The 24,292-nt window shown below is 74.1% G+C and carries 17 protein-coding genes; 9 read left to right on the top strand and 8 right to left on the bottom strand.

Features of this window, described 5'->3' with window-relative positions; genetic code table 11:
- Positions 1 to 181: 181 nt before the first annotated feature.
- Positions 182 to 769, bottom strand: coding sequence for an HAD domain-containing protein (locus ACFYVL_RS12995; protein ID WP_389243790.1), 588 nt, complete (start codon positions 767 to 769; stop codon positions 182 to 184).
- 29 nt (positions 770 to 798) lie between these two features.
- Entirely contained in the window at positions 799 to 2,361 is a 1,563-nt protein-coding gene (locus tag ACFYVL_RS13000; protein WP_389243792.1) for an alpha/beta hydrolase, read from the bottom strand.
- A gap of 220 nt (positions 2,362 to 2,581) precedes the next feature.
- Here ACFYVL_RS13000 and ACFYVL_RS13005 point away from each other — a divergent pair, with 220 nt between their 5' ends.
- Positions 2,582 to 3,403 (top strand): aminoglycoside adenylyltransferase family protein, encoded by an 822-nt coding sequence (locus ACFYVL_RS13005; RefSeq protein WP_389243794.1) that lies wholly within the window; start codon positions 2,582 to 2,584, stop codon positions 3,401 to 3,403.
- Here ACFYVL_RS13005 and ACFYVL_RS13010 read toward each other — a convergent pair.
- From ACFYVL_RS13010 to ACFYVL_RS13020, 3 genes are all read right to left on the bottom strand, one after another.
- The gene (locus ACFYVL_RS13010; protein WP_389243796.1) at positions 3,348 to 3,977 is read right to left on the bottom strand and encodes a GNAT family N-acetyltransferase; all 630 of its coding nucleotides are present in this window, start codon (positions 3,975 to 3,977) and stop codon (positions 3,348 to 3,350) included. The genes ACFYVL_RS13005 and ACFYVL_RS13010 overlap by 56 nt on opposite strands.
- Positions 3,978 to 4,072: 95 nt before the next feature.
- On the bottom strand, positions 4,073 to 4,537 hold the full coding sequence (locus ACFYVL_RS13015; RefSeq protein WP_389243798.1) for a hypothetical protein: 465 nt from the start codon (positions 4,535 to 4,537) through the stop codon (positions 4,073 to 4,075).
- A gap of 122 nt (positions 4,538 to 4,659) precedes the next feature.
- Positions 4,660 to 5,319 carry a hypothetical protein gene (locus tag ACFYVL_RS13020; RefSeq protein WP_389243800.1) on the bottom strand — a complete coding sequence of 220 codons (660 nt, stop codon included), beginning with the start codon at positions 5,317 to 5,319 and terminating at the stop codon, positions 4,660 to 4,662.
- A gap of 131 nt (positions 5,320 to 5,450) precedes the next feature.
- On the opposite strand from ACFYVL_RS13020, the gene ACFYVL_RS13025 reads away from it, so the two are divergent.
- The 4 genes from ACFYVL_RS13025 (at position 5,451) to fxsT (ending at position 15,189) form a co-directional block, all read left to right on the top strand.
- Entirely contained in the window at positions 5,451 to 6,089 is a 639-nt protein-coding gene (locus tag ACFYVL_RS13025) for a DUF1707 domain-containing protein (RefSeq protein WP_389243802.1), read from the top strand.
- Between the two features lie 246 nt (positions 6,090 to 6,335).
- Positions 6,336 to 9,413 (top strand): trypsin-like peptidase domain-containing protein, encoded by a 3,078-nt coding sequence (locus tag ACFYVL_RS13030; RefSeq protein ID WP_389243804.1) that lies wholly within the window; start codon positions 6,336 to 6,338, stop codon positions 9,411 to 9,413.
- Positions 9,410 to 10,657, top strand: coding sequence for an AAA family ATPase (locus tag ACFYVL_RS13035; protein WP_389243806.1), 1,248 nt, complete (start codon positions 9,410 to 9,412; stop codon positions 10,655 to 10,657). Before ACFYVL_RS13030 ends, ACFYVL_RS13035 begins: the two co-directional genes overlap by 4 nt.
- Positions 10,654 to 15,189 carry an FxSxx-COOH system tetratricopeptide repeat protein gene (gene fxsT, locus ACFYVL_RS13040; protein WP_389243808.1) on the top strand — a complete coding sequence of 1,512 codons (4,536 nt, stop codon included), beginning with the start codon at positions 10,654 to 10,656 and terminating at the stop codon, positions 15,187 to 15,189. The genes ACFYVL_RS13035 and fxsT overlap by 4 nt, the downstream gene beginning before the upstream one ends.
- A 78-nt stretch (positions 15,190 to 15,267) precedes the next feature.
- Here the strand turns inward: fxsT and ACFYVL_RS13045 are convergent, their stop codons facing one another.
- Together ACFYVL_RS13045 and ACFYVL_RS13050 are read right to left on the bottom strand one after the other, a co-directional pair.
- Positions 15,268 to 17,178 carry an aKG-HExxH-type peptide beta-hydroxylase gene (locus tag ACFYVL_RS13045; RefSeq protein ID WP_389243810.1) on the bottom strand — a complete coding sequence of 637 codons (1,911 nt, stop codon included), beginning with the start codon at positions 17,176 to 17,178 and terminating at the stop codon, positions 15,268 to 15,270.
- Positions 17,179 to 17,479: 301 nt separating this feature from the next.
- A complete protein-coding gene (locus ACFYVL_RS13050; protein WP_389243812.1) occupies positions 17,480 to 17,851 on the bottom strand; it encodes a DUF192 domain-containing protein in 372 nt (123 codons plus the stop codon).
- A 118-nt stretch (positions 17,852 to 17,969) separates the two neighbouring features.
- Between ACFYVL_RS13050 and ACFYVL_RS13055 the strand changes: the two genes are divergently transcribed.
- From ACFYVL_RS13055 to ACFYVL_RS13065, 3 genes are all read left to right on the top strand, one after another.
- Positions 17,970 to 18,950 carry a prepilin peptidase gene (locus ACFYVL_RS13055; RefSeq protein ID WP_389243814.1) on the top strand — a complete coding sequence of 327 codons (981 nt, stop codon included), beginning with the start codon at positions 17,970 to 17,972 and terminating at the stop codon, positions 18,948 to 18,950.
- A gap of 128 nt (positions 18,951 to 19,078) precedes the next feature.
- A complete protein-coding gene (locus tag ACFYVL_RS13060; RefSeq protein WP_389243816.1) occupies positions 19,079 to 20,200 on the top strand; it encodes a chemotaxis protein in 1,122 nt (373 codons plus the stop codon).
- 121 nt (positions 20,201 to 20,321) lie between these two features.
- Positions 20,322 to 21,854 carry a DUF2079 domain-containing protein gene (locus ACFYVL_RS13065; RefSeq protein WP_389243818.1) on the top strand — a complete coding sequence of 511 codons (1,533 nt, stop codon included), beginning with the start codon at positions 20,322 to 20,324 and terminating at the stop codon, positions 21,852 to 21,854.
- Between the two features lie 264 nt (positions 21,855 to 22,118).
- Here ACFYVL_RS13065 and mgrA read toward each other — a convergent pair whose 3' ends face one another.
- Positions 22,119 to 23,159 carry an L-glyceraldehyde 3-phosphate reductase gene (mgrA, locus tag ACFYVL_RS13070; protein ID WP_389243820.1) on the bottom strand — a complete coding sequence of 347 codons (1,041 nt, stop codon included), beginning with the start codon at positions 23,157 to 23,159 and terminating at the stop codon, positions 22,119 to 22,121.
- Between the two features lie 138 nt (positions 23,160 to 23,297).
- Here mgrA and ACFYVL_RS13075 point away from each other — a divergent pair, with 138 nt between their 5' ends.
- Positions 23,298 to 24,059, top strand: coding sequence for an isoprenyl transferase (locus ACFYVL_RS13075; protein WP_389243822.1), 762 nt, complete (start codon positions 23,298 to 23,300; stop codon positions 24,057 to 24,059).
- Positions 24,060 to 24,292 lie beyond the last annotated feature (233 nt).

Raw genomic sequence — 24,292 nt, forward strand, 5'->3', positions numbered from 1 at the left:
CCCTTGGGTGGACCCCCTCACTTTCGCCGGATGTTGTCCGCCGCCGTCCAGCTCCCCACCCCCCCCCTTGTACGGCATCTAAAAACCGGGGGGCCGCGGGGGGGGGCGGGGGTCGGGGGGCCCGCGCCCCCCCCCGACGGATGGTTCCCGGCGGCCGGCGGTGACGGGCGACGGCCCTTCCTCACCGCCGGGCCGCCCCGTTGCCCACGTCCCGCAGCCACTCCTCCAGCGTGCCGAAGTCGTCCTCGGTGAGGCCCAGCCGGGCGTCGACGTGCAGCAGCAGGGCGGGCGCCGGGTGGTGGGCGGCCACCCACTGCCGGTCGGCCGCGCCGATCTCGTCGTCGGCCCAGGCGAACGGCCGCCTTGCCGCCCACCGCGTCAGGGCGCGGGTCTTCCAGTGGACACCGGCCCGGGTGTCCGCGGCGGCGCTCTCGGGCGAGGGGTCCGGCCACTCCACCACCGGCAGCCGCGGCAGGCCCAGCCAGGGAGAGACGCACGCGTTCGCCTCGTGCAGCCAGGTCGTCGCCCACACCAGCTCGCACGGCAGGGCCAGCAGACGGGGGCCGAGGGCGGGGTCGAGCCGGGGGAGGAGCGGGTTCGCGTCGGCGGACGCGGGGGCGGCGTGCGGGCTGCGGTAGGTCGGGTAGCCCTCGGGCAGCTGGTCGCGGCTCGCCCCGAAGGGAATCAGCGGGCCGTCCACGTCGAGGAAGAGCAGGGGCGGGAGTGCGGGCGCGGGCTCGGCTGCCGGGGGCGGCGGTGCGGTGGTCACCGCCGCACCCTACTGAGCGTGGGAGCCGGTCAGTTCGGGCAGTGGGTGTCCTGGGCGGGGCGGACGCCGTCGCGGAGGAAGGCCGTCACCGTGCGGTCGCCGCAGGCGTTGCCGTTCGTCACGTACATCCCGTGGCCGCCGTTGGCGTTGGTGACCATGCGGGCCCGCTGGCCGAGGGCCTCGCGCATCTTCAGGGCGCCGAAGTACGGGGTGGAGGGGTCCCGGAGGCTCTGGGTGATGAGGATGTTGGAGGGGCCGCGGTCGGTGAGGCGGGTGGGGGTGTGGGTGGGGGCGATCTTCCAGAAGTTGCACGGGGTGAGGTTGGCGGGCAGGCCCGCGGTGAGCGGGTAGCGGGCCCGGTCGCGGGCGACCGCCGCCGCGTACCCGGAGATGTCGGACGGCCACCGGGTGTCGTTGCACATGCCCGCGACGACCACCGCGGTGTCCGTGTCGGGCAGCGGGCCCGAGATGTCGGGGGTGAGGACCGGGGTGCCCGCGGCGGAACCCGCCGGGGCCAGCGCGGCCTTCATCATGCGGGCCAGGGAGGGGAAGGCGCCCTCGGAGTAAAGCTGGTTCACCAGGGACTGGCGGAGCCGGTTGCCGGTCAGCGGGACACCGGGGGTCGTGGACCCGCGCGGGACGCGGTCGAGCCGGGCGGCGAGGCGCAGGAAGAGCGGGCGGATCTCGGCGGGGGTCGCGGCGAGCCGCAGGTTCTCCACCGGGGAGCCGGGCGCCGGGTCGGTGTGGGTCTCGCGCGCCGGGTCGGCTGCCCAGGCGGCGAAGTCGGGGAAGCGGTCCTCGGTGGCCTGCGAGGTGTTGACCATCCAGCCCTGTTCGAGGCGGCGCGGGTTCGGGTCGGCGACGCTGTCCAGCACCCAGCGGTCCGTACGGTGCGGGAACTTCTGGGCGTAGACGGCGGCGACGTACGAGCCGTAGGAGGTGCCCCAGGCGGACAGCTTCCGCTCGCCGAGCGCGATGCGCAGGCTCTCCAGGTCGCGCACCTCGTTCTCGGCGGAGAAGCTGCGCAGCAGCGGCCCGCCGTTGCGGGCGCAGGCATCGGCGATACGGCGGCTGCGGGCGATGTTGTCGTCGATCCGCCCGTCGGCGTCCGGCCAGGAACGCAGTTCGACCATGTGCCGGTCGGCGGCGTCGATGCCGCACGAGGCCTTCGTGCTGCCGCCGACCCCGCGCGGATCGAAGGCGACCAGGTCGTACCGGCCGCCCAACTGCTTCTGGAGCGCCTTGCCCTTCTGGCTCAGCCGCTGGAGCCCCGAACCGCCGGGACCGCCCGGAATCACCATCAGCACGCCACGCCTATCGGCGGCGTCGGTACTGGCGACCCGGGACACGGCGAGCGTCAGCGTCGCACCGCCGGGCCGCGCGTAATCGACCGGAACGGTCAGCTCCGCACACTCCTGCCCGACCGGCCCCTGCGCGGTGGCACAAGGACGCCAGACGAGGGAGGAGGACCCACCGGACCTGGCGGCGGCCGTGGTGGCGGAGGCCGTGGGCGCGAAGCCGGCCCCGAGGGTGGCGGCGGTCGCGGAGGCGGAGAGGAGCAGGGCGAGAGCGGTACGTCCGGTCGTCTTCATGGCCCCAACTCTCTTGTCGGAGCGCCCTGTTGACCATGCGGGCTGCTGGTGGACGGGGGTGGGGGTAGCCCCCGGGGGAGGATGGGGAGAGCGGCGGGGCGGCACGGTCGGCGGGACGGTCCTGGCGGTGCGGGCCGAGGCCGTCGGGAGGGAGCGCTCCGGCAGACCGGGAAGCCTCGGGTCGGCCGCGACCGCCGACGAAGAAGGAACAGGGGAGAGCATGCAGTTCATGCCGTCCGACCGGCCCGAAGCGGCCGTGCAGTCCACCGGGGCCGCGCAGACCGAAAGCGTCGTACAGCTCGTGCGGGAGCTGTTCGGCAAGGGGGTTGTGGGTGTCTACGCCCATGGTTCGGCCGTGCTCGGCGGGTTGCGGACGCACAGCGACGTCGATCTGCTGGTCGTCGTGGAACACCCGATGCCGCCGGCCGAGCGCCGTGCCCTGCTCGACGGGCTGATGGCGGTCTCCGAGCCCTGGCCCCGCCGCGGGCCCGGCCGGCACGTCGAGCTGACCGCCGTCGTACGGTCCGAGGTGCGGCCCTGGAGCTACCCGCCGCGCTGCGAGTTCCAGTACGGCGAGTGGCTGCGCGCGGAGTACGAGCGCGGCGAGGTCCCGGCCCCCGGGCCCGCCCCCGACCTCGCGCCGCTGCTCACGATGGTGCTGCTCGGGGACGCCGCGCTGTGGGGGCCGCCGCCCGCCGAGGTGCTCGACCCGGTGCCGTACCCGGACCTCGCCCGCGCCCTCCTCGCCGGCCTGCCCGACCTGCTCGCGGACGCCGATGAGGACACCCGGAACGTTGTCCTCACGCTCGCCCGCATCTGGCGCACCCTCGCGACCGGCGGTGACATCACGGCCAAGGACGCCGCCGCGGACTGGGCGCTGGAGCGGCTCCCGGCCCGGCACCGGCCCGTGCTGCGGCACGCCAGGGACGTCTATCTCGGGGCAGCGGAGGAGCGGTGGGGCGATCTGTCGGCGGAGGTGGGGCCCTTCAGCGCGTGCCTTCTGGGTGAGATCGAGCGGCATTCGCCGGGGGTCCGTCCGTGAGTGCGGTGTTCTGTCGTGACCAGTCGGCGCGGGTGAGTTCGTACGCGACGTCGCCCTCCTCGGAGCCCTCGATGGAGTCGGGCCACTCGTCCGTGAAGTGGCGCACGAACGTCAGCCCGGACTTCTCCATCACGCGGCGGGACGCGGTGTTGACCGTCATGGTGTCGGCCGTCACCCGCATCAGCCCCGGGTGCTCGGCGAACCCCCGGGCGATCAGGGCGCGCGCCCCCTCGGTGGCGTAACCCCGGCCCCAGGAAGCCCTGTTGAGCCGGTAGCCCAGTTCGACCTCGGCCGGGCTGTCGTCGGCCAGCGGCCGGAACTCGAACCAGCCCAGCCACGTCCCGGTGGCCCTCTCCTCGGCGGACCAGTAGCCCCGGGTGCCGGTGCACGGGTGGTCGTGCAGGAGCTGGGGCAGGACCTTGGTCCGGATCCTCTCGCGGGAGGTGGGGCGTCCGCCGTTGAGGAACCGCATGACCTCGGGGTCGCTGTCCAGCGCGTAGAGGCGCTCGACGTCCGCCTCGTCGCCCGAGAACGGGCGCAGGGCGAGGCGTTCTGTCTCCAGGTAGATCCGCATACGGCGATCCTCGCCAGGACGGGGGCCGACGCGCCACCGGAATTCGGCGGCGGCGGGGAGCGTCCGCCGGACCGGGGGCGTGTGCGCGGGCCGGTCTACGCGGACTTCGCGCGCCGGCCGCGCGACCTTCGTATCCGCGCCCGCAGCGCCCCCACCAGCCACAGCGCCCCGGCCGTCGCCGCCAGCAGGAACGCGGGCGGCAGGTTCTCGTCCGGCGACGACGCGCCCCGCACCCGCGCCACGGACGGGTCGGCCGCCGCGACCTCCAGGGGCACCGGCGCACCCACCGACGGCGGCGGGGAGAGGCGCCGGAGGCTCAGGGTGCCGGTGTCCGTGCGGTAGGTGCGGTCGCCCACCCGGTAGCCGACCTCGAAATCCGTGCTCTTCGCGTGCGGGACGGCTCCCGTGACCCACCCCGTCACCCGGACCGGCCCGGCGTCGATGAGGTCCCCGGCCCGCCACTCCCTGGCCGCCGCCGCCAGAGAGCCGACCACCACCAGCAGTGCCGCCAGGACCCCGAGCGTCGCGGGGCTGAACACACGGCGCAGTCGCCCGGCCATGCTGGGGACGGTACCCGGAGGGCCGGGGCGCGTCGACGGCGTGCGCGCGGCCCCGGCGGGGGCACGGCCGGGCCCCCGCGCCGGCCCGTACCGCAGCGGGACCCGACCCGCCCCCGTACCGGCTACTTGCCGAGCAGCGCCGCCTCCAGCCGCTTCGCCTGCTCCGTGGCGAAGGACTCCAGGCCCTTGGTGTCCTTGCTGCGGTACTCCTGCGAGACCGAGACGACCACCGTGCCGACCCGGAAGTGGACGACGCGCAGGGCGCTGTCGTCGCTGTCGCCGGACTTCACGTAGGTGTACGCGTTGCCCACCGGTGCGCCCTCCTCCTTGTGGGCGTCCGCCGCGAGCCTGCTCTCCTCCGTGTACCCCGACTCCGCCGCCGACCTGCTGCCGTACGCCTTGATGCTGGTGCCGACCAGGGCGCCCGACGCGTCGGTGTAGTTGCCGACGCCCTCGAAGGTCAGACCGTCGCACGGGCCCTCGCAGGAGGCGTTCTGGGCCTTGATGCCGCCGTTGTCGCCCTGGCTGTCCTCGGCCCAGCCCGCCGGGAGGTCCTTGGCGCGCAGCAGCGCCGCGTCCAGCGACTTGGCGTTCTTCAGCGGTGCCTGGGGGTCGCTGAGCCGGGCCTGGGAGGCGGCCGGGCGGTCGCCGTTGCCGTCGTTCCCCGTGCCGGAACCGCTGCCCTTCCCGGAGCCGTCCGTCCCGGATCCACCACCGCATGCCGTGACGCTCAGCAGCAGGGCGACCGAGGCCGCCCCGACCCAGATTCTCCGGGACCCCATCACACGTACCTCTTCATCTCTTCACCAGTTGCATTCAACCGGCAACCTACACAGCGGGGCCGCGGGGCGGGCCCGGTGCCCCGTTCTGGTCGCCGGGTGCCCGGGGGAGACTGCTTCGTATCATCGGATGCATGACCGCCGAACCCGCTGGACACACCGGGCCCGCCGAGGCCCCCGCCCGCCGCCCGCTGCGTGCCTCGGACGCCGACCGGGACGCCGTAGTCGAGCAGTTGCGGGACGCCGCCGCCGACGGACGGATCGACCTGGCGGAACTCGACGAGCGGCTGGAACTCGCCCTCGGCGCCAAGACCGTCGCCGAACTCGGGCCACTGGTCGAGGACTTGGTGCCGGAGGGGCACGAGGTGCGGCTGCCGGGCGCGCCGACCGGTGAGCCCCTCGTCCTCAAGGGCGGCATGCACGGAGCGGTCCGCGAGGGCCGCTGGCAGGTGCCCGCCCGGATCGTGGCGCACGGCGGAATGGCCGGAGTGCGCCTCGACTTCACCCGCGCGGAAGTGCGCGGCCGGGAGGTCGAGGTGGAGGCGTACGGGGAGATGGCGGGCGTCGTCCTCGTCCTGCCGGAGGGCTGGGCGGTGAACACCGACGCGATGGAACCGGGCATCGGCGGCGTGAAGAACCGCCTCAAGGGCGAGCGCACCCCGGGCACCCCGCTGATCCGCATGTCCGGCACGGGCGGCATGGCCGGCGTCGTGATCCGCCACCCGGGTCCCATGCTGCGCCGCAAGCTCCGCCGCGAGGCCGAGGACAAGTAGCGGGTAGGCCGCGAGGCCGGAGACAAGTAGGCCCTGCGCGGCGGGACTTGCCGGATTCCGCCGCCCCCGGGGCCCGTATCGCCGGGATTCCCGCACCCCGTCGTGGAACCGCTCGGATTCCTGCTCTCCGAGTCCGCTCCGGGACGCCTCCCCGCTCGTACACTGGGCTCAGCGAGTACCTGATACATGTGTGACGCTCGGGGGAGACGATCAGCATTGGGGCCGCAAGCCGGACAGGTGCGGGTGTTGTCGCGTGACGGAAGCCTGGCGGGGGCCGGTGTACTGGTGTCCGCGGGGGGCTCCCGGCTGTACGTACTGACCTGCGCCCATGTCGTCACCGCCGCCGGTGGCACCGCACCCGGCGGCCCCGGGCGCGGCGCGGCGGACGTGGTGGTCGACCTGCCCGGCCGGGGCTGGAGCACCAAGGCCCGCCTGCTGCGGCGGAGCTGGGCCCCGCCACCGCCGCTCGGAGAGCCCCCGCCGGGCCAGGACCTCGCGGGCTGCGGCGACTTCGCCGCGCTCGCCCTCCCGGACGACAGACCGCCGCTGCCGCCCGACTGCGGCCCGCTGCCGCTCGCCCCGTGCGGCACCCCCGACGGCCAGCGCGTCCAGATCATCGGCTACCCGCAGGGCGCCCCCGGCGGAGTCGTCGCGACCGGTCAGCTGTCCGGGGCGGGCGGCCCCTGTCCGAGATGGGTGCAGCTCGACGGGGTGCGCACCACCGGGGCCGCCGTGGAAAGGGGTTTCAGCGGGGCCGCCGTCTGGGACCCGGAACGGCGCCGGGTGGTCGGACTGATCACCGCCGCGCACACCCGCCAGACCTCGAAGACCGCCTGGATGCTGCCGGTGGAGGCCGCCACCCGCTACTGGCCCCCGCTCGGCGACTGGCTGGAGCCGGCCCGGCCGGACGGAGCCGACTTGCACGGACGCGACCAGCACGGACCGGACGCAGCGGAGCGGCACCCCCGCGAGCGGTACTCCCCGGACCCCGACCCGCACGGACCGGACCGGCACGGAGCGGACTTGCACGGGCCGGGCGGCCTGCACGGACGCGACCAGCACGGACCGGACGGAGCGGACCTGCACGGACGCGACCCGCACGCCCCCGACCCGTACGCCCCTTCGCCGCGCGCGGCCACGGCGTCCGCCGCCGGGCCCCGCGCCTCCGCCGCACCTCTCTGCCAGCCCCCGCCCCCGGCCGCCCAGTTCAGGCTCGCCGAGGCGCTGCTCCAGGTGCCGCAGATCGAGTACGACTCCGGGCGCGGCCTGCGGATGGCGCTGCCCGCCGCCGTACGCCGCAACGTCCGCAACCACGACTTCCCGCGCCAGCAGGTGCAGGCCTTGGTCGCCGCCTGCCTGGACCACCGCGACGGCTGCCCGGCGCTGCGCGCGGCCGTCACCGAACTGGGCGGCGACACCGTCTCCACCCACCGGGCCCTCTCCGTACTGGACCGGATGTGCTGCCGGGCCGGCCCGCGCGGCACCGGGCCCGGCCAGCGGGCCGCGGGCGCGGCGGAGACCGGCGCGCTGCGCGAGGCCCGCCCCGACGAGGACCCGCCGGGCGGCTGGTGGCCCGCCACGCGCCCCGAGCCGACCGGCCACCGCCCCGGGCCGACAGGCCACCGCCCCGGCCCGGAAGGCCTGCCCGGCCCGGCCGTCCCCAAGTACCTGGTCGACGTGGTCGCCGCGGTCGACTGCCTCCAGGACCGCACCGCCCTGCGCCGGCTCCTCCACCGCTTCGGCGTCGCCCCCTTCGAACGGACCGCGGACGCCGCCGCGCGCGAACTCGTCGGCCGGCTGGTCGAGGAGCTGTGCGAACGGCCCGACGGGCTGGTCCCGCTGGTCGAGATGCTGGAGGTGCGGGACGGCAACACGCCCGCCGTACGACGGCTCAAACTGGCCGTCGCCGTACGGCAGGTGGACCTCTTCGACCGCGAACAGTGGGACGAGGTGCTCGGGCTGCTGGACGAGGTGCGCATCGGGGACCTGCACCGGCGCTACTCGGAGTTCCTCCAGGACCTGGGGCACCGGGTGGCACCCCGGCACTGCACCGAACCCTGGTCGGTGTTCCTGCACGCGGCCACCCTCAACTCCCGCCCCGGCGACTCCCTGCCGTGCTTCCGGGTGCTCCGGGACCTGCTCGCCGCGGGCGCCGAGGGCAAGTACCGGCGCGGCATCGCCGAGTGGGCGCACGCCAACGACCCGGCCGTCCGCCAGCGGTTCGTCCCCCTCACCAACGCCGACCCCGACCCGGCACCGCACACCCGCCCGGATCCGGCCGTACACCCCGCGTCGGCCGGGCAGGGGGATCCGGCCGTACACCCGGACCCGCCCGCACACCCCGCGTCGGCCCCGCACCCGGCCCCGCACCCGGACCCGGCCGCGCACCCCCGGCCGGACCCGCACACCGAATCCGCCCCGCGAGCGGCCCGGACACCCAAGGCCCCCGCGCCCGCCCCGCCGCCCCGCGAGGTCTGGCGGCCCGAGGACTACCTCATCATCCGGCTGCGCCCCCTCCTCGACTCCGAACCCGGCCTCGACACCCTCCTCTCCCACTGGTGGCGGGTGCACCCGGGAGAACAACTGCGCGGCTCGGACCGGCGGATCGGGCTCCGGCAGGCCGAGGCGGAGGTCAGGGCGCTGCTGCGGAACGCCGAGAGCGACTGGGCCTACTCGGTGCGAGCAGAACTCGCCCTCGAATTCGTCCTTCCGCGAGATCTCCTCGACCTGTGCGTGGAACGCTGGGGCAAGGCGCCCTTCCAAGGTGTGGAGGGCCTGCTGGGGGAGGACCATCAAGTGGTTCTGCGCAGCCTGGAAAGGATCAACCGGCGTGATCTGCACCGGTACTGGGCCCGTCGTTGGGACGCCTTCGCGGGCGGCCGGGCGGGCCGGGTGCACTGGTTCCCGGAGGACGGCCGCTCGCACCTGCTGTCCGACCCGCCGCCCGCGGTCGTCGTACTGAGCGGGCCGCCCGGCGGCCACCGGCACCGGAGCGTCAGAAGCGGTCAGGGCGAGCGCCCGGAACTGGACGAGCTCTCGGAGGCGTTGCGGGTGGGGGTTCCCGTGATCCTCTGGGACCGGAGGGGAGAGCGTGACCCCGAGTTCCGCCGCGCGCTGCGCGCGCTCTTGGCCGAGCACGACCCCCGCGGGCTGCCGCATCTCGTCAAGGCATTGCGCACATCGGCCGATGCGACCGATGCTGAAGAGTATTTCTCTGTCGGCCGCCATGTCGCTTTGCTGTGGGACGATCCGGAACGGATGCCCGTCGCGCACACGGGATCCGCCGCGGTACCTCCTCCCACACCTGGAGAGGAGAGTCCGTGACATTCTCTGCCGGCACTCCGGCGTCCGCTTCCGGCAACGGCCACCCGGGAGCCGAACGGCCCCGCTGGTGGATCTACCGGGGGACGGGCGAACCGCTGCACGACACCACGCTCGCCGAACTGCTGCCGCAGGCCCCGCCGTGGCGGCGCTTCACGGGGGCGCCCGCCCTGCCCTCCCCACCGCCCGACGAGGAGGAGACGGTACGGCGGCTCGGCGCGCGCCCGCCCGCCCGCGCACTCTCCGAATTCGCCCGCCGCGAGGCCGAGATGGTCAACGCGGCACTGCTGCTGCGGCGCCCGCTGCTGGTGATCGGCCGGCCGGGCACCGGGAAGTCCAGCCTCGCCTACCGCGTCAGCCGCGAACTGCGCCTTGGCCGCGTACTGCGCTGGCACATCAGCAGCCGCACCACCCTCCAGCGGGGGCTGTACGAGTACGACGCGATCGGCCGCGTCCAGGACAGCGCCGCCCTGCGCGCGGCGGCGACCGGGGCGGACGCGTGGACCACCCCGGCCGCGACGCCGCCCGCCGCGACGGACGGGGCGGCGGCGGACGGGGCGGCGGACCGGGCGGCGGACGCCGTCCGGGACCCAGGGAGCGCGCCCGCACTGCCGCCCGATGTCGGCGACTACATCCAGCTCGGGCCGCTGGGCACGGCCCTGCTGCCGTACGACGAACCGCGCGTGCTGCTCGTCGACGAACTGGACAAGAGCGACCTGGACCTGGCGAACGACCTGCTCAGCGTCTTCGAGGAGGGCTCCTACCCCGTCCCCGAACTGCTGCGGGCCCGGCGCAGGCACCCGTCCGTGACGGTACTGACGGACGACCCGAGCGGCGAGGCGGAGATCGTCGGCGGCCGGGTCACCTGCCGGGCCTTCCCGTTCGTGGTGATGACCTCCAACAGCGAGCGGGAGTTCCCGCCGGCGTTCCTGCGCCGCTGCCTGGTGCTGCGGATGCCCGAGCCCGACGAGCAGGACCTCGCCCACATGCTGGCCGCCCACTTCGACGAGGAGACGGCGGAACGGTTCGGCGGCCCGCTGATCGCCAAGTTCCTCGCCCGCAGCCGCGAACAGGGCGGGCTCTCCATCGACCAGCTGCTCAACTCCCTGTACATCGCGACCTCCTACGGCGCCGAGGAGCACAACGGCGACCTGCTGGAACTGGCCGAGCGGGTCTGGCACCGGCTCGACGGCTCGGTCGTCCAGCCCGGCACCGCGGGAGGGGCGGGGCGGGGGAGCGACGGATGACCGGCGGGGACGCGCGCGGCTCCGGGCCGTCCTGGCCGGAACTCCTGGACGCCCTCTACCTGGCCGCCTGCCAGCAGGAGGCCGAGCCCTACCGGGAGTGGCGGCCGGAGAGCGACCCGGCCCCTCCCGGGGCGGCGTTACCGGCGTTACCGGACCCGCCGCCGGACCCCGCGGCCGCGCCCGCCGCCACCGCCGGGCCGCGGGACCCCGCACCCGGACCGGAACCCGCACCCGTGCCCGCCCCCGGCACCCCGGACGAGGAGGACGGCGACGGCGACGGCGGCGCGGACACCACCGCCCGCACCGGCGGCGACCGCCCGGCGCCCGGACCGCCCCCGCAGCCCGAGGAGTTCACCGTCACCGTCGGCGCCCACGACGACGACGGCGACCGTGCGTCCGGCGCCACCGGCGGCGAGGAGCAGTGGTTCGCCGGGCGCGCCCACCCCTGGGACGGCACGCTGGCCGGCACCCGGCTGCGGACCGCCGCCGCCGTCCCGGCCGGCACCCTGGCCGCCGCACCGCTGCCCGACGCCCTCGCACTGGGCCGCGCCCTGCGCCCGCTGCGGCTGCGCACCGAGGTCCGCGACTCCTGGGAGCTCGACGAGGAGGCAACCGCCGAGCGGGCGGCGTACGAGAAGCTGTGGGTCCCGGTGTGCCGCCCGGTCACCGAACGGCGGCTGCGGCTCCTGCTGCTGGTCGACTCCGCGCCCTCCATGGACCTGTGGCGGGACACCGGGCGCAGACTGCGCGGCCTGCTGGAACAGACCGCCGCGTTCCGCTCCCTCACCGTCGCCGAACTCGACCTCACCGGCGACGGCCCGCCCACCCGCGACGGGGACTCCTCGCCCGGACCCGACAGCCTGGTCCTGGTCCTCACCGACGGGGTCGCCGACGCCTGGCGGGACGGCACCGCCGCCGCCCGGCTGTGCGCCCTCGCGCAGAACTCGCCCACCGCGGTGCTCAGCCTGCTGCCCCAGGAACTGTGGGAGATCACCCTGCCCACCGCCGTGCGCGCCCGGTTCGACGTACCGGAGCAGGCCGCGCCCAACCGGCGGCTGCGGCTGCGCGGCCCCGTCGTCGCGCAGGCCGAACTGGGCGACCCGGTGAGGCCCCGCGCACCGCAGCACCCGCCCGTCCCCGTACCCCTGCTGGAACTGACACCGGGGTCGCTCGGGCGGTGGGCGTCGATGGTCGCCTCGCCCGGCGGACGGCACGACTCGGCCGTCCTGCTCACCGGCAGCCACGGCGACCTGGGCGTCCGCCGGTACGACTATCCGGGTCCCGAACCCGCACCCGAGGAGCAGCCCGAGCACCGCAACCCGGCCCGCGAGGCGGTCCGGCTCTTCAAGGGCAGGGCCTCCCCGACCGCGTACGCACTCGCCAAACGGCTCGCGGCGGCCCCCCTCAACCTGCCCGTCATGCGCCTCATCCAGCGCTCGCTGCCCGGTGCCAGGGACTGGAACCTCGGCGAGATCATGCTGTTCGGGCTGCTGCACCGCACCGACCACGCGGGCGACGTCGAGGACACCGAACGGGTCTCCTTCGACTTCCCCGAAGGCGTCCGCGAGGAACTCCTCGGCCTCGGCACCCGCACCGAGACGATGACCGTGCTGCGCCAGGTCGAACAGGTCCTCGGCCCCCGGCTGGCCGCCGTCCCGGACGGCGAGGCCGTCGTGGCCTGGCACCCCGACGCCCCGTACCCGAAGGTCAACGAGCGCAACCGGCCCTTCGTGCGCCCCCTGTACAGCGCCCTGGCAGCGGTCTCCGGACCCTATCTGGGGCGCGCCACCAGGCTCAGGCAACTGCTCTCCACCGGCCCGCCGCCCGTCGTGGCGGCAGCCGCGGCGTCACCCCCGGTGCGCCGCACGGCGGGCCGCACCCCGCCCGCCGGCGGACCGCTGCCACCCGCACCGCCGCCACCACCCAGCACGCAGACCCCATCGCCGTACGGAGCTCCAGGAGGATCCGTGTCCACCGCGTCACAGCCCAGCCCTGTTCCGGCGATCCCGCCGAACCCGACGCCCACCCGGCTCTGGGGGAACGTGCCGCAGCGGAACCGGAACTTCACCGGCCGCGAGGACCTCCTGGAGCGCCTCAGCCAAAGGCTCAGCAGCAGCGGCACCCCCGGCGGCACCTCCGGGGTCACCGCGGTCCTCCCCGAGGCGCTGCACGGCATGGGCGGGGTGGGAAAGTCCCAGATCGCCATCGAGTACGTCTACCGCAGCAGCCGGGAGTACCAGCTCGTCTGGTGGGTGCCCTCCGAGCAGACCAGCCTCATCGTGCAGTCCCTCATCGAACTCGGTGAGCAGATGGGCCTCGGGGTGGGCGCCGACCGCAGCGCGGTCGCCGCCGTCCTGGAGGCCCTGCGCGTCGGCGTCCCGTACTCCAACTGGCTGCTGGTCTTCGACAACGCGGAGGACCCGGGCGAGGTCCGCAAGTTCTTCCCGAACGACGGCCCCGGGCGCGTCATGGTCACCTCCCGCAACTCCCGGTGGTCGACCCTGGCCAGCTACCTCGAAGTCGACGTGTTCGCCCGCGAGGAGAGCGTCGCGCTGATCAGGCGGCGCAGCCCGCAGATCCCCGACGACTCCGCCGACCGGCTGGCCGAGACGCTCGGCGACCTGCCGCTCGCCGTCGAACAGGCCGCGGTCTGGCTCGCCGAGACCGGCATGCCCGTCAACCAGTACCTGGACCTGTTCGAGACGAAGTACGCCGAACTGCTCCAGGTGGCGCCCCCGCCCGACTACCAGCTCCCGGTGGCCGCCGCGTGGAACGTCTCCCTCGACCGGCTGCGGGAGAACCAGCCCGCCGCGCTCCAGCTCCTCCAGGTGTGCGCGTTCTTCGCCCCCGAGCCCATCGACTGGGACCTCTTCTCCGCGGTCCGCGGCGTCGCCGCGCCCACCGCGCTGCGCGCCACCCTCGACGACCCCATCCAGCTCGGCCGGGCGGTCCGCGAGATCGGCAGGTACGCACTGGCCCGCATCGACCACCGCAAGTCCACCATCCAGCTGCACCGACTGGTCCAGCGCGTCCTCGTCCAGCAGATGAACAGCCAGGAACGCGCCGAGATGCGGCACTGCGCCCACGAGATCCTGGCCAACGCGGATCCGCGCAACCCGCGGCGGTCCGCCGAGTGGCCGCGCTACTCCAGTCTCCTGCCGCACGTGCGGACGTCGCAGATGGCCGACTGCGAGGACCCGTGGGTCCGCGAACTCGTCCTCAACGAGGCGCGCTTCCTGCTGTCCCGGAGCGACTACACGGAGGCTCTGGACGTCGCGGACAACGCCGCCGGCATCTGGCGACGCGGCCTGGGCGACGACCACGAACACGTCCTGGCCGTCGACCTGGTCCGCGTCCAGGTGCTGCGCTGGCAGAACCGGTACGAGGAGGCGTTCGACCTCCAGTCCGAGCTGCTGGAGCGGTGCCGCCGCTCGCTGGGCGACCGCCACCCCACGACCCAGCGCGCGGTCAGCCTGATGGCGGTCCTCTACCGGGTGCGCGGAGACTTCTTCGGCGCCCGCTCACTGGACCGGCAGGCGTTCGAGGCCCTGCGTCACGAGTTCGGCCCCGACGACCCCACCACCCTGGAAGCCGCCCACAACTACGCGGTCAGCCTTCGCCTCTCGGCAGACCGCAAGGACCTCGAAGAGGCCTACCGGGTCGACGAGGACACCTTCCAGCGCCGGGTGGAGGTGCTGGGCGACGACCACATGCAGACGATGCTGAGTCTGTACGCCCTTTACATCGACCTTCTGGAGGTCGGTCGCTACCAGGAAGCCGCCGAGGGCTACGAACAGCTTCGCGAGCGGGTGCTGACCATGCTCGGCGACGAGCACTCGATGACGTCGTGGGTGATCCGGGAACTGTCGGTGACCCGCCGCAAGCTCGGCGATCACCAGGGCGCCTTCGAGCTCTCCCACCAGGCACTGGCCCTGTCCCGGGCCCGCCCGGGGCAGGACAAGCACAACCTCGCCTGGGCCGAGCTGAACCACGCGACGGACCTGCGGCAGACCGGCGACCTCCCCGGGTCCTACGAACTGGGCCGCCACGCGATGGAGCTGTGCCGCGAGACCCTGGGCGACGACCACCCCCACACCTACGCCACCGCCACCAACCTCGCGGTCACGCTCCGGCTGCTGGACCGCACCGACGAGGCGCGCGAGCTCAACCAGGGCGCGGCGGAGGGACTGAGCCGCCTCCTGAGCCCGCTGCACGCCCGCGCCATCCTGGCCAAGACCAACCTGGCCAGCGACTTCGCCGAGCTGGGCGACTCCGTCCGGGCCCGCGAACTGGGTGAGGAGCTGTACGAACAGAGCATGCTCGTCAGCGGGGAGCGGCACCCCGACGCCCTGGCCGTCCGGCTCAACCTGTCGTACGACCTGAAGGCGACCGGCGAGATAGAACGGGCGAAGGAGCTCTACGAGCAGACCGTGGCCGTCATGCGGGAGGAACTCGGGGCCAAGCACCCGGCCACGGTCAACGCGAGCCGCATGCTGCGGGCCAACTGCGACATCGACATGCTCTCCCTGTGAGACGGAGCCCTCGCCTCGGCAGGCCGGGCGGGGGCTCCGCTCCGGGCAGCAGGCGGGGGCGCCTCTCCGGGCGACAGGTCAGGCGGGGGCGCCGCTCCGGGCGGCCGGGGCGGGCCCGCCGTTCCGGCCCGTGGGACCGTCCGATTCCCTGGCGGGGGTCGCGCCCCCGGCCCGTGCCGGTGGGGCGAGCCACCGGGCCAGCTCCAGCGCACCCGGCGGACGCGTGCCCGCCCGCAGCAGCGCCTCGTGCAGGGCGACGACCAGCTCCGGCCGTTCCACCAGGGGTTCCGATCGGGGGCCGGCCAGACCGATCCCGACCCAGTCGCTGATGTTCACCGGTTCTTCGGGCGGGTCACCGGACGCCCCGAAGAGTGCGCCGGCCACGTCCAGCTCACCGGCCGCGAGGGCGGCATCGGCCTCCGTCATCTCCGTCGCGCCCCAGCGGTCGACGGTCCGCGAGGCCAGGTCGGCGCGCAGCCGGTCGAAGGCGGCCCGGTCGGTGCTCCACAGCCGGGCCAGCCAGGTCCGGGCAGCCAGCCGTGACCGCAGCCGGGCCGGTGCCAGCCGGGCGGGTGGCAAGGGGGCGGGCGGCGGCTCCCCGGCCAGCCAACGCCGGGCCAGGGCATCGGCGTCGGCCGGGCCGACCGTCAGGTGCGTGGCCCGCCAGGTGGCCAGCAGGTCCTGGCAGCAGCGTGCCGCGAGCCGGCCCGGTTCCCCGGCCACCCGCTCGGACCACCAGCCGCTCGCCTGTCCGGCCAGCGCGGCGACGAGCCGTCCGCCCTGCGGGGACAGTCCGCCCGCGTTGCTCAAGGTGGCCAGCGCGGTCCGCAACTGCCAGCGGTGCAGAGCGAACTCGAAGTCTGCCCGGCCCCCCTCCTGCTTGCGCCGTCCGTGCCAGAACGCGGTGATCCCGGCCGTGGCGTGCGCACCGTACAGCAGCCCGCGCAGCGGTCTGGGGTCCTCCCGCCAGGGCGCGAAGTAGAGCGGCTCGGGGCCCACCCGGTCCGGATCGAGCAGCGGGGTCAGATCGTCCACGGCCACCAGCAGTTGGTGGTACGACTCGTGGATCAGGGTCGCGGCGGTCGCCGACGCGTCCTCGGGCAGCGACATCATGACCACGCCGAAGGCGTCCGGTACGGTCGCGCTGACCGGCCTGGCCGGCCCCGGCGAGTCCACCGGCACCAGGGAGTGCACCGCTCCCCGCACCACCCGGTGCGCGAGGGGGTGGTCCTGCCTCAGCAACTCGTCCGCCTCCGCGATCGTCCGCTGCCAACGGGAGAGACGTCCGGGCGAGAGCCGGCCGGGTTCCAGCAGCGCCCGGAAGTCCCGGTGCGGGCACAGGTGGTCCAGGGCCATCCCGTCGACGAGCACGGGCAGCGGCTGCCACCCCTCGGTGGGCCTGGACAGCTCTTCCGGCAGCCGTACGGAACCGCTGTCCCCGTGCACCAGCGCGCCCCGGCTGTCGCACTCCACGCCGACCACCGGCCACTCGCCCCTGGCCACCCGCCCGGTCAGCCCCAGGGAAGGCAGCCAGAGCCTTCCCCGGTGGGCCGGTACGCGCAGCGAGCAGCGGGTCCTGGCCCGGATCGCGGCGGCGGCGGCGAGCGAGCCGATCAGTCCCGCGTCGGCCCACGGCGGAGTGCCCAGGCCGGTGTCCGACGCACCGTGGCCGAGCCTGCGGAAGAGCCGCAGGGCCCAGGCGCTCACCATGGGATCGCTGAGGACGGCCTCGACGGCGGCCGGATGCGTGCGCTGGAGGGTGCCCAGCAAGGTCCAGGAGACGTGCGGGCGGGTCGGCGCCGGATTGGTGCGCGGCCGGTCGTCGGGCAGCGCGGCAGCGTACGGTGGCGCGAACGTGCCGGTGAGCGCCAACAGCAGCCGGCTGCGCCGTGCCGACGCCAGCAGCGCCACGTCGGACGGCTCCACCTCGCCGGTGGCGACGGCGGTCAGTGTGTGCGGAGAGAGCCGGTGGTGCTCAGAGTCGCTCAACTCTCATGGCCGGAACCGGACCGTGCCAACAGATGACTCCCGCACCGCCTGGACATTTCCGATACGCACAAAGGTGCAGCCATGTGCGCCAGTTGACCGTGCAGGGAGGCGAGAGCGCCCGAGAGGCCGTCCACCTCGCCCAGCTCGTCGAGGGGCACCCTCGACAGGTCGAGCGTGTGCGGCTGCAGATTGAGTGTGGTGCCCGCTGAATCAGCCATGTCCTCATGGTGGCGGACCGGGCCCGGGTGTGGAAGCCCTCTTCCGGCCGGGACTTCGAGTATGCCTCAAGTCTCCACAACCCTTATGGCGCAAGGGAGTTGATCCTCAGAAGCACCCCCCGCCGCACCCCCCACCGCGACCATCCCCCCACCTCTGCCTCCAGCACGTGGCGGGCCCGCGGCCGGGGCAGGGGCAGTCTGTTCGGTGCCACGGTGTGGACGTCCAGCACCCGCAGCTCCCGGTCCAGATACGCCACGTCGACGGCGAACCGCATCCCGAACGTGTGGATCGAATGGGCCGGGGTGAGGAGCAGCACCCCCTCGATTCCGGTCCGCCCCAGCAGTCCGCGCCCCCGGGCGCGCCGGGAGGCGGCGATCTCCAGGGGGAGGGCGAGGGCGCTCCCGTCGACCGTGATCGTGCCGGACCCGTCGGCGTACCGCGTGCGTCGTCCCACCCCGCCCACCCTAGCCACCGTCGGCCGCCCGCGCCGCCCTCGTGAACGGCCGCACCGGGAGCCCCCGTTGGGCCCACGGGCCCATGACCCGCGGCGGGGCCCGGCCTAGGGTTGGCGGGTGCTTGTCACTGGTGTGCTCACTGTGGCCGCCGCGCTCTGGGGCGCCGCCGCCGGACTCCTCGTGCCGCGCGCCGCGTACCGGCTGGCGGTGGAGCCGGACGAACCGTGGCGGGAGAGCTGCCCGGCCGGCCACCCCTTCGCCGGGCCCGCGCGTGGCTGGCTCGGCACGGCCCGGTGCGCCCGGTGCACGGCACGGACACCCGTCCCGGCGGGACCCACGCCGGGCACACCGCGCACCCCTGACGGCACCCCCGCCCCGGCGGGCGTACCCCGCACCCCTGACGGCACCCCCGCCCCATCGGGCGTACTCCGCACCCCTGACGGCACCCCCGCCCCACCTGACGGCACCACGTCCCGCACCCCGGACAGCACCCCCGCCCCGTCGGACGGCACCGCACCGCACCCCCCGCACAGCACCCCCCACCCCCGGCCCGCCATGCCCCGTACCCCGCGTCACGTCCTCCTCGGTGCCCTCGTCTGTGCCACCCTCGCCGTGAGCACCGGGCCCCGGCCCGAGCTGGTGGTCTGGCTGCTGCTCGTCCCCTTCGCCGCGCTCCTCGCCATGGTCGACCTGCGGGTCCACCGGCTGCCCGACGTGCTGACCCTGCCGCTGGCCGGGGCCGCGGCCGGCCTGCTGGGGATCGCCGAGCTGCTGCCCGGGGACGCCGGGTCCTGGCCGTCCGCTCTGCTCGGCGGCCTCGGCCTCGGCGGCACCTACTTCGTGCTCTTTCTGGTCAATCCGCGGGGCATGGGCTTCGGCGACGTGAAGCTGGCGCTCACCCTCGGCGTGGTCCTCGGCTGGTACGGGTGGCCGGTGCTCTTCACCGGGGCGCTGGCCGGATTCCTGCTCGGGGCGCTCTACGGCGTCGCCCTCATGGCCGCCCGCCGGGGCAGCCGCAAGACGGCCATCCCGTTCGGCCCCTTCATGCTCGCGGGCGCCTGGGCGGGTCTGGTCCTGGGCGGGCTCGGCGCGGCCTGAAACCGGCCCGGGAAGCACCGCGCGCACGGGCGGGATGCGGGCATTCGTGAGAAATTGCCACTAGTGACGGCTGTTCCACGACCCATCCATGCCGCCGTATCCCGACCCACCACCAGAGCGGAGTGCTCATGAGTGACGAGGACGAGTCGGACCTGCTCGCCGAACTGCGCCGCCCCCGCCCCTACCCGGCGGTGTCCCTCACCCTGCCCACCCACCGCCACCGGCCGGAGAACCAGCAGGACCACATCCGGCTGCGCAACCTCCTCGCCGAGACCGAGAAGCGGCTGCTCGACGACCCGAAGGTGAGCCGCGACCAGGCGCACGCCGTCGTGCAGCAGCTGAACGACGCCGTGGACGAGCTGGACCCGGAGCACTTCCTGGAAGGGCTCGTGCTGTACGCGTCGGCCGACGAGGCCCGTACGTATCTGGTCAGCGCGACCGTGCCGGAGCGGATCGTCGTCGCCGAGACCTATCTGACCCGCAACCTCGTCTCCGCCTCCGCCCGCCAGATCCCGTACCTCGCCCTGGTCCTGTCCATCGGCGAAGTACGGCTGTGGCACGGCGTCGGGTACGAGCTGCACGAGCTCGACCACGAGGAGAGCGGCTTCCCCGTCATCTCCTCCGGCGCCGACCGCGACGGCCCGCCCAACCGGGAGGGCGGCCACGGCGAGAACCAGGACTTCCGCAACATGCTCACCGAGGCGGACCGCAAGCTCACCCCGCTGCTCCAGGAAGCGGTGCTGCCGGTCGTCGTGGTCGGGCTGCGCCAGCACATCGCGACCTACCGCGAGCTCTCCCGGCACGGGGCGGTGCTCGCCGCCGACCTGGAGGTCGGCGGGCTGCTGCACACCACCGCGCCCGAACTCGTCGAACAGCTCGCCCCCGCCCGCGCCCGGCTCGCCGCCATCGACACCGAGGAGGCGACCAAGGCTCTGGACGCCGCCCGCAGCGGCAAGCGGTACGCGGCCGGCGTGCAGGACTGCTGGCAGGCCGCCCGCGAGGGACGGGTCGGGCACCTGGTGGTCGAGGAGTCCCTGCGCGTCACCGCCCGCCCGGAAACGGTGGAGGGCGCCGTGCGCGCCGCCCTGGTGCTGGCCCCTCCCGGCACGGAGGATCCCGGCGCGGGCTTCGAGGACGACATCGTCGACTCGCTCGTCGAACTGGTGCTGGCCGCCGACGGCGACGTCACCTTCGTCCCCGACGACAGCCTGTCCGAGGCCGACGGAGTGGCCGCGGCACTGCGCTACTGACCCGGCGCCCGGCCCGGCCGCGCCCCCGGGCCGGGCCCCGCGCCCGGGGCGCCGACTCCCCGGCCGGGACCGGCCACGGCTGTAATGTGCCGCCATGCGGACAATTCCTGACATTACGTCAGTGGAAGTGGTGCCGGTCCAAGTGGCCGCCCGGCCCGCGCACCGGGCCCTGCCCTGGGCCTGGTGCGCGGCCCTCTTCCTGCTCTACGGCACCCTGGCGACCCGCCGCCACCATCTCCTGCGCACCACCGGCTACGACCTCGGCATCTTCGAGCAGGCCCTCAAGGCGTACGCGCGGCTCGGCCCCCCGTACGTCCCGCTGAAGGGCGCCGGAGCCACCGGGGAGGGCGTCAACCTCCTCGGCGACCACTTCCACCCCCTGCTCGCCGTCCTCGCCCCGCTCTACCGGCTCCTCCCGTACACCGAGACCCTCCTGCTCGCCCAGGCCGCCCTGCTCGCGCTCGCCGTCGTACCGCTCGCCCGCTGGGCCCGGCGGGCACTCGGCGCCCCGGCCGCGCACGTCGTCGCCCTCGGCTACGGGGTCTCCTGGGGCATCGCCTCCGCCGTCACCTTCGACTTCCACGAGGTGGCCCTCGCCGTCCCGCTGCTCGCCCTCGCCCTCGAAGCCGCGGCCCGGGGCCGCCACCGCACCGCCGTCGCCCTCGCCGCGCCCCTGCTCCTGGTCAAGGAGGACCTCGGGCTCACCCTGGCCGCCCTCGGCGGGTACCTCGCCTGGCGGGGCAGCCGGGTGCTCGGCCTGGCCACCGCCGCGGCCGGCCTCCTCGGCACACTGCTCATCACCCGCGTCCTGCTCCCCGCCCTCAGCTCCGACGGCACCTACGCGTACGGCGAGTACGTCGCCGAGGGCGGCCGGGGCTCGCTGCTGGCCACCGTCGCCGCCGCCCCGCTCGACATGCTGCGCCCCGAGGTCAAGGCCGTCACCCTGGTCCTGGTGTTCGCGCCCACCGCGCTCCTCGCACTGCGCTCCCCGCTCGCGCTGCTGGCCGTGCCCACCCTCGGCTGGCGGCTGCTCTCGCAGCACAGCTACCACTGGGAGACCGCGTTCCACTACAGCGCGGTGCTGATGCCTATCGTCTTCGCCGCCCTGATCGACGCCCTCGCCCCGTACGGCGCACGGCCCGGCGACCGCCTCGCCGCCCGGCACCTGCGCGCCTCGCTGGCCACCGTCGTCGCCGTCACCCTGGTCCTGCTGCCGTCCTTCCCCTTCGGCCTCGTCCTGCGCAAGGACACCTGGCGCACCCCCGACCATGTGCGCGCCGCCCGCGCGCTGCTGGCGAGGATCCCCGACGGCGCCACCGTCGCCGCCTCCAACCGCCTTGTCCCGCAGCTCACTTCGCGCTGCACGGCAGTCCTCTTCCCCACCTACCCGCTGCCCGGGAAGCTCTACGGCACCGACGGCACGCCCCCGCCGCCCACCAGCGAGTGGATCGTCCACGACAGCCGCCCGCACGAGGCCTGGCCGCTGCCCGACGGGCACTGGCCCTACCCGCTCGACCGCCAGGAGGCGGAGCTGAAGCGGGCGCAGCGCGCGTACGGCTACCGGGTCGTCGCCCGCGCCGACGGCATCACCCTGCTGCACCGGACGGAGGCGGGCCCGGACACGGGAACGGGTGCAGAAACGTCAATCCGATGATGCTCCCGACACCCCCGAACGGGGGGAACCGGGAAAGCCGTCCGAGCGGCCCGAAAAGTGCCCGGATCCCAAGCGGCACAAGGGATTTCGGCCCTAGCGCCCTGCACTTCGGCGGTTGCGGAGAGTAATTGATTCGCGTGCCGGTGCACAGCATCACTTACGAAGGGTTATGGTGGAAACCCCCCCTCGGGCCGGTCCGTATCCCCCCCACGGACCGGCCCGTTTTTCTGTCCTCAGGCGCCTCGGGGGCCCCTTCCGGCGGCGTCAGCCCCGTCCGGCCCAGATGTTCGTGCCGGGGGTGGACACCGCGAAGGAGTCGATCTCCTTCAGCTCCGCCTCGGTGAGCGCCGGAGCCCCGAGCGCGGCCACGTTCTCCTCCAGCTGCTTGACGCTGGACGCCCCGATGAGCGCCGACGTCATCCGCTCGTCCCGCAGCACCCACGCGATGGCCAGCTGGGCCAGCGACTGACCGCGGCGCGCCGCGATGTCGTTCAGCCCGTTGAGCCGGCGCACGACCTCCTCGCTGAGCAGGTCCGGGTCCAGCGACTTGCCCTGGGTGGCCCGCGAGCCCTCCGGGATGCCCTTGAGGTACTTGTTCGTCAGCAGCCCCTGCGCCAGCGGCACGAAGGAGATGCAGCCCATGCCCGCCTCCTCCAGGGTGTCGAGCAGGCCGTCGTCCTCCGTCCAGCGGTTGATCATCGAGTACGACGGCTGGTGGATGAGCGGACGCACCCCCATCTCGCGCAGCAGCCGGGCCGCCTCGGCGGTCTGCTCGCTGTTGTACGAGGAGACGCCCACGTACAGCGCCTTGCCCTGCTGGACGGCGGACGCGAGGGCGCCCATCGTCTCCTCCAGCGGGGTGTCCGGGTCGAAGCGGTGCGAGTAGAAGATGTCGACGTAGTCCAGACCCATCCGCCGGAGCGACGCGTCCAGCGAGGACATCAGGTACTTGCGCGAGCCCCACTCGCCGTACGGGCCGGGGTGCATGCCGTACCCGGCCTTCGTCGAGACGATCAGCTCGTCGCGGTACGGGGCGAAGTCCTGGGCGAAGATCTTGCCGAAGTTGGACTCGGCGGAGCCGGGCGGCGGGCCGTAGTTGTTGGCCAGGTCGAAGTGGGTGACGCCGAGGTCGAAGGCGCGGCGCAGGATGGAGCGCTGGGAGTCGAGCGAACGGTCGTCGCCGAAGTTGTGCCACAGGCCCAGCGAGAGGGCCGGCAGCTTCAGGCCGCTGCGGCCGGAGCGCCGGTACTCCATCGTGTCGTAGCGGTCGTCGGCGGGGCGGTGGTGGAGAGGTTCGTCAGTCACGTTCACCTCCCTATCACGGAGCCACTTGTGACAGACCGGGTTGGGCCGTGGTGACCCGTGCGCAGTAATGTGACGCGCTCGGGCCCCGGGAAAAACCGCAGACTTCCCGAGCCCGGGAACACGAGAGGGTGAAACGCTGTGAACCTGCGCGACCTGGTGTACCGGCTCTACGCACGCCGCGTGGAAGGACGCCTCGACCACGCCCAGGTGCCCAAGCACATCGGAGTCATCCTCGACGGCAACAGACGCTGGGCGAAGGCGGCGGGCGGCACCACCGAGCAGGGGCACAAGGCCGGTGCGAGCAAGATCCAGGAACTGCTCGGCTGGTGCGCGGAGACGGACGTCGAGGTCGTCACCCTGTGGATGCTCTCCACCGAGAACCTGGACCGCCCCGAGGCGGAACTGACCCCGCTGCTCGCCATCATCGAGGGCGCGGTACGGGACCTGGCCGCCGACGGCCGCTGGCGGGTGCACCACGTCGGGACGATGGACATCCTGCCCGCGCGAACGCAGGGTGTACTGAAGGAGGCCGAGCAGTCGACGGCGGGCAACAAGGGGATACTGGTCAACGTCGCCGTGGGCTACGGCGGGCGCCAGGAGATCGCCGACGCGGTCCGCTCGCTGCTGCTGGAACACGCGGACAAGGGGACCTCCTTCGAGGAGCTCGCCGAGATCGTCGACGTCGAGCACATCTCGGAACACCTCTACACGCGCGGCCAGCCCGACCCGGATCTCGTCATCCGCACCAGTGGTGAGCAGCGGCTCTCCGGTTTCATGCTCTGGCAGAGCGCCCACTCGGAGTACTACTTCTGCGAAGTCTTCTGGCCCGCCTTCCGCAAGGTCGACTTCCTGCGCGCCCTGCGCGACTACGCGGCCAGGCACCGGCGTTACGGATCCTGACCGCCGCCCGTACCCCTTCCGCGTACCTCATACGCCTGAACCGGCGTCGTGTGCCCCGGCCATGACCAGGCATGGCGGTGCGGGTTCGAGGGAATACCCCCTCCAGGTCGGCGTCCGAACCACGGACGCCGCATCTCAAGTGGACGACTAGATGCCGTCCACCCGGGAGGCCCTTTGCACCAGGACGACCGCGCATCGCGCGCGGACGACTCAGTGGCGATGCGAGGGCCGGT

Origin of the sequence: Streptomyces sp. NPDC004111, assembly GCF_042874215.1 — a bacterium.
Lineage (GTDB): Bacteria > Actinomycetota > Actinomycetes > Streptomycetales > Streptomycetaceae > Streptomyces.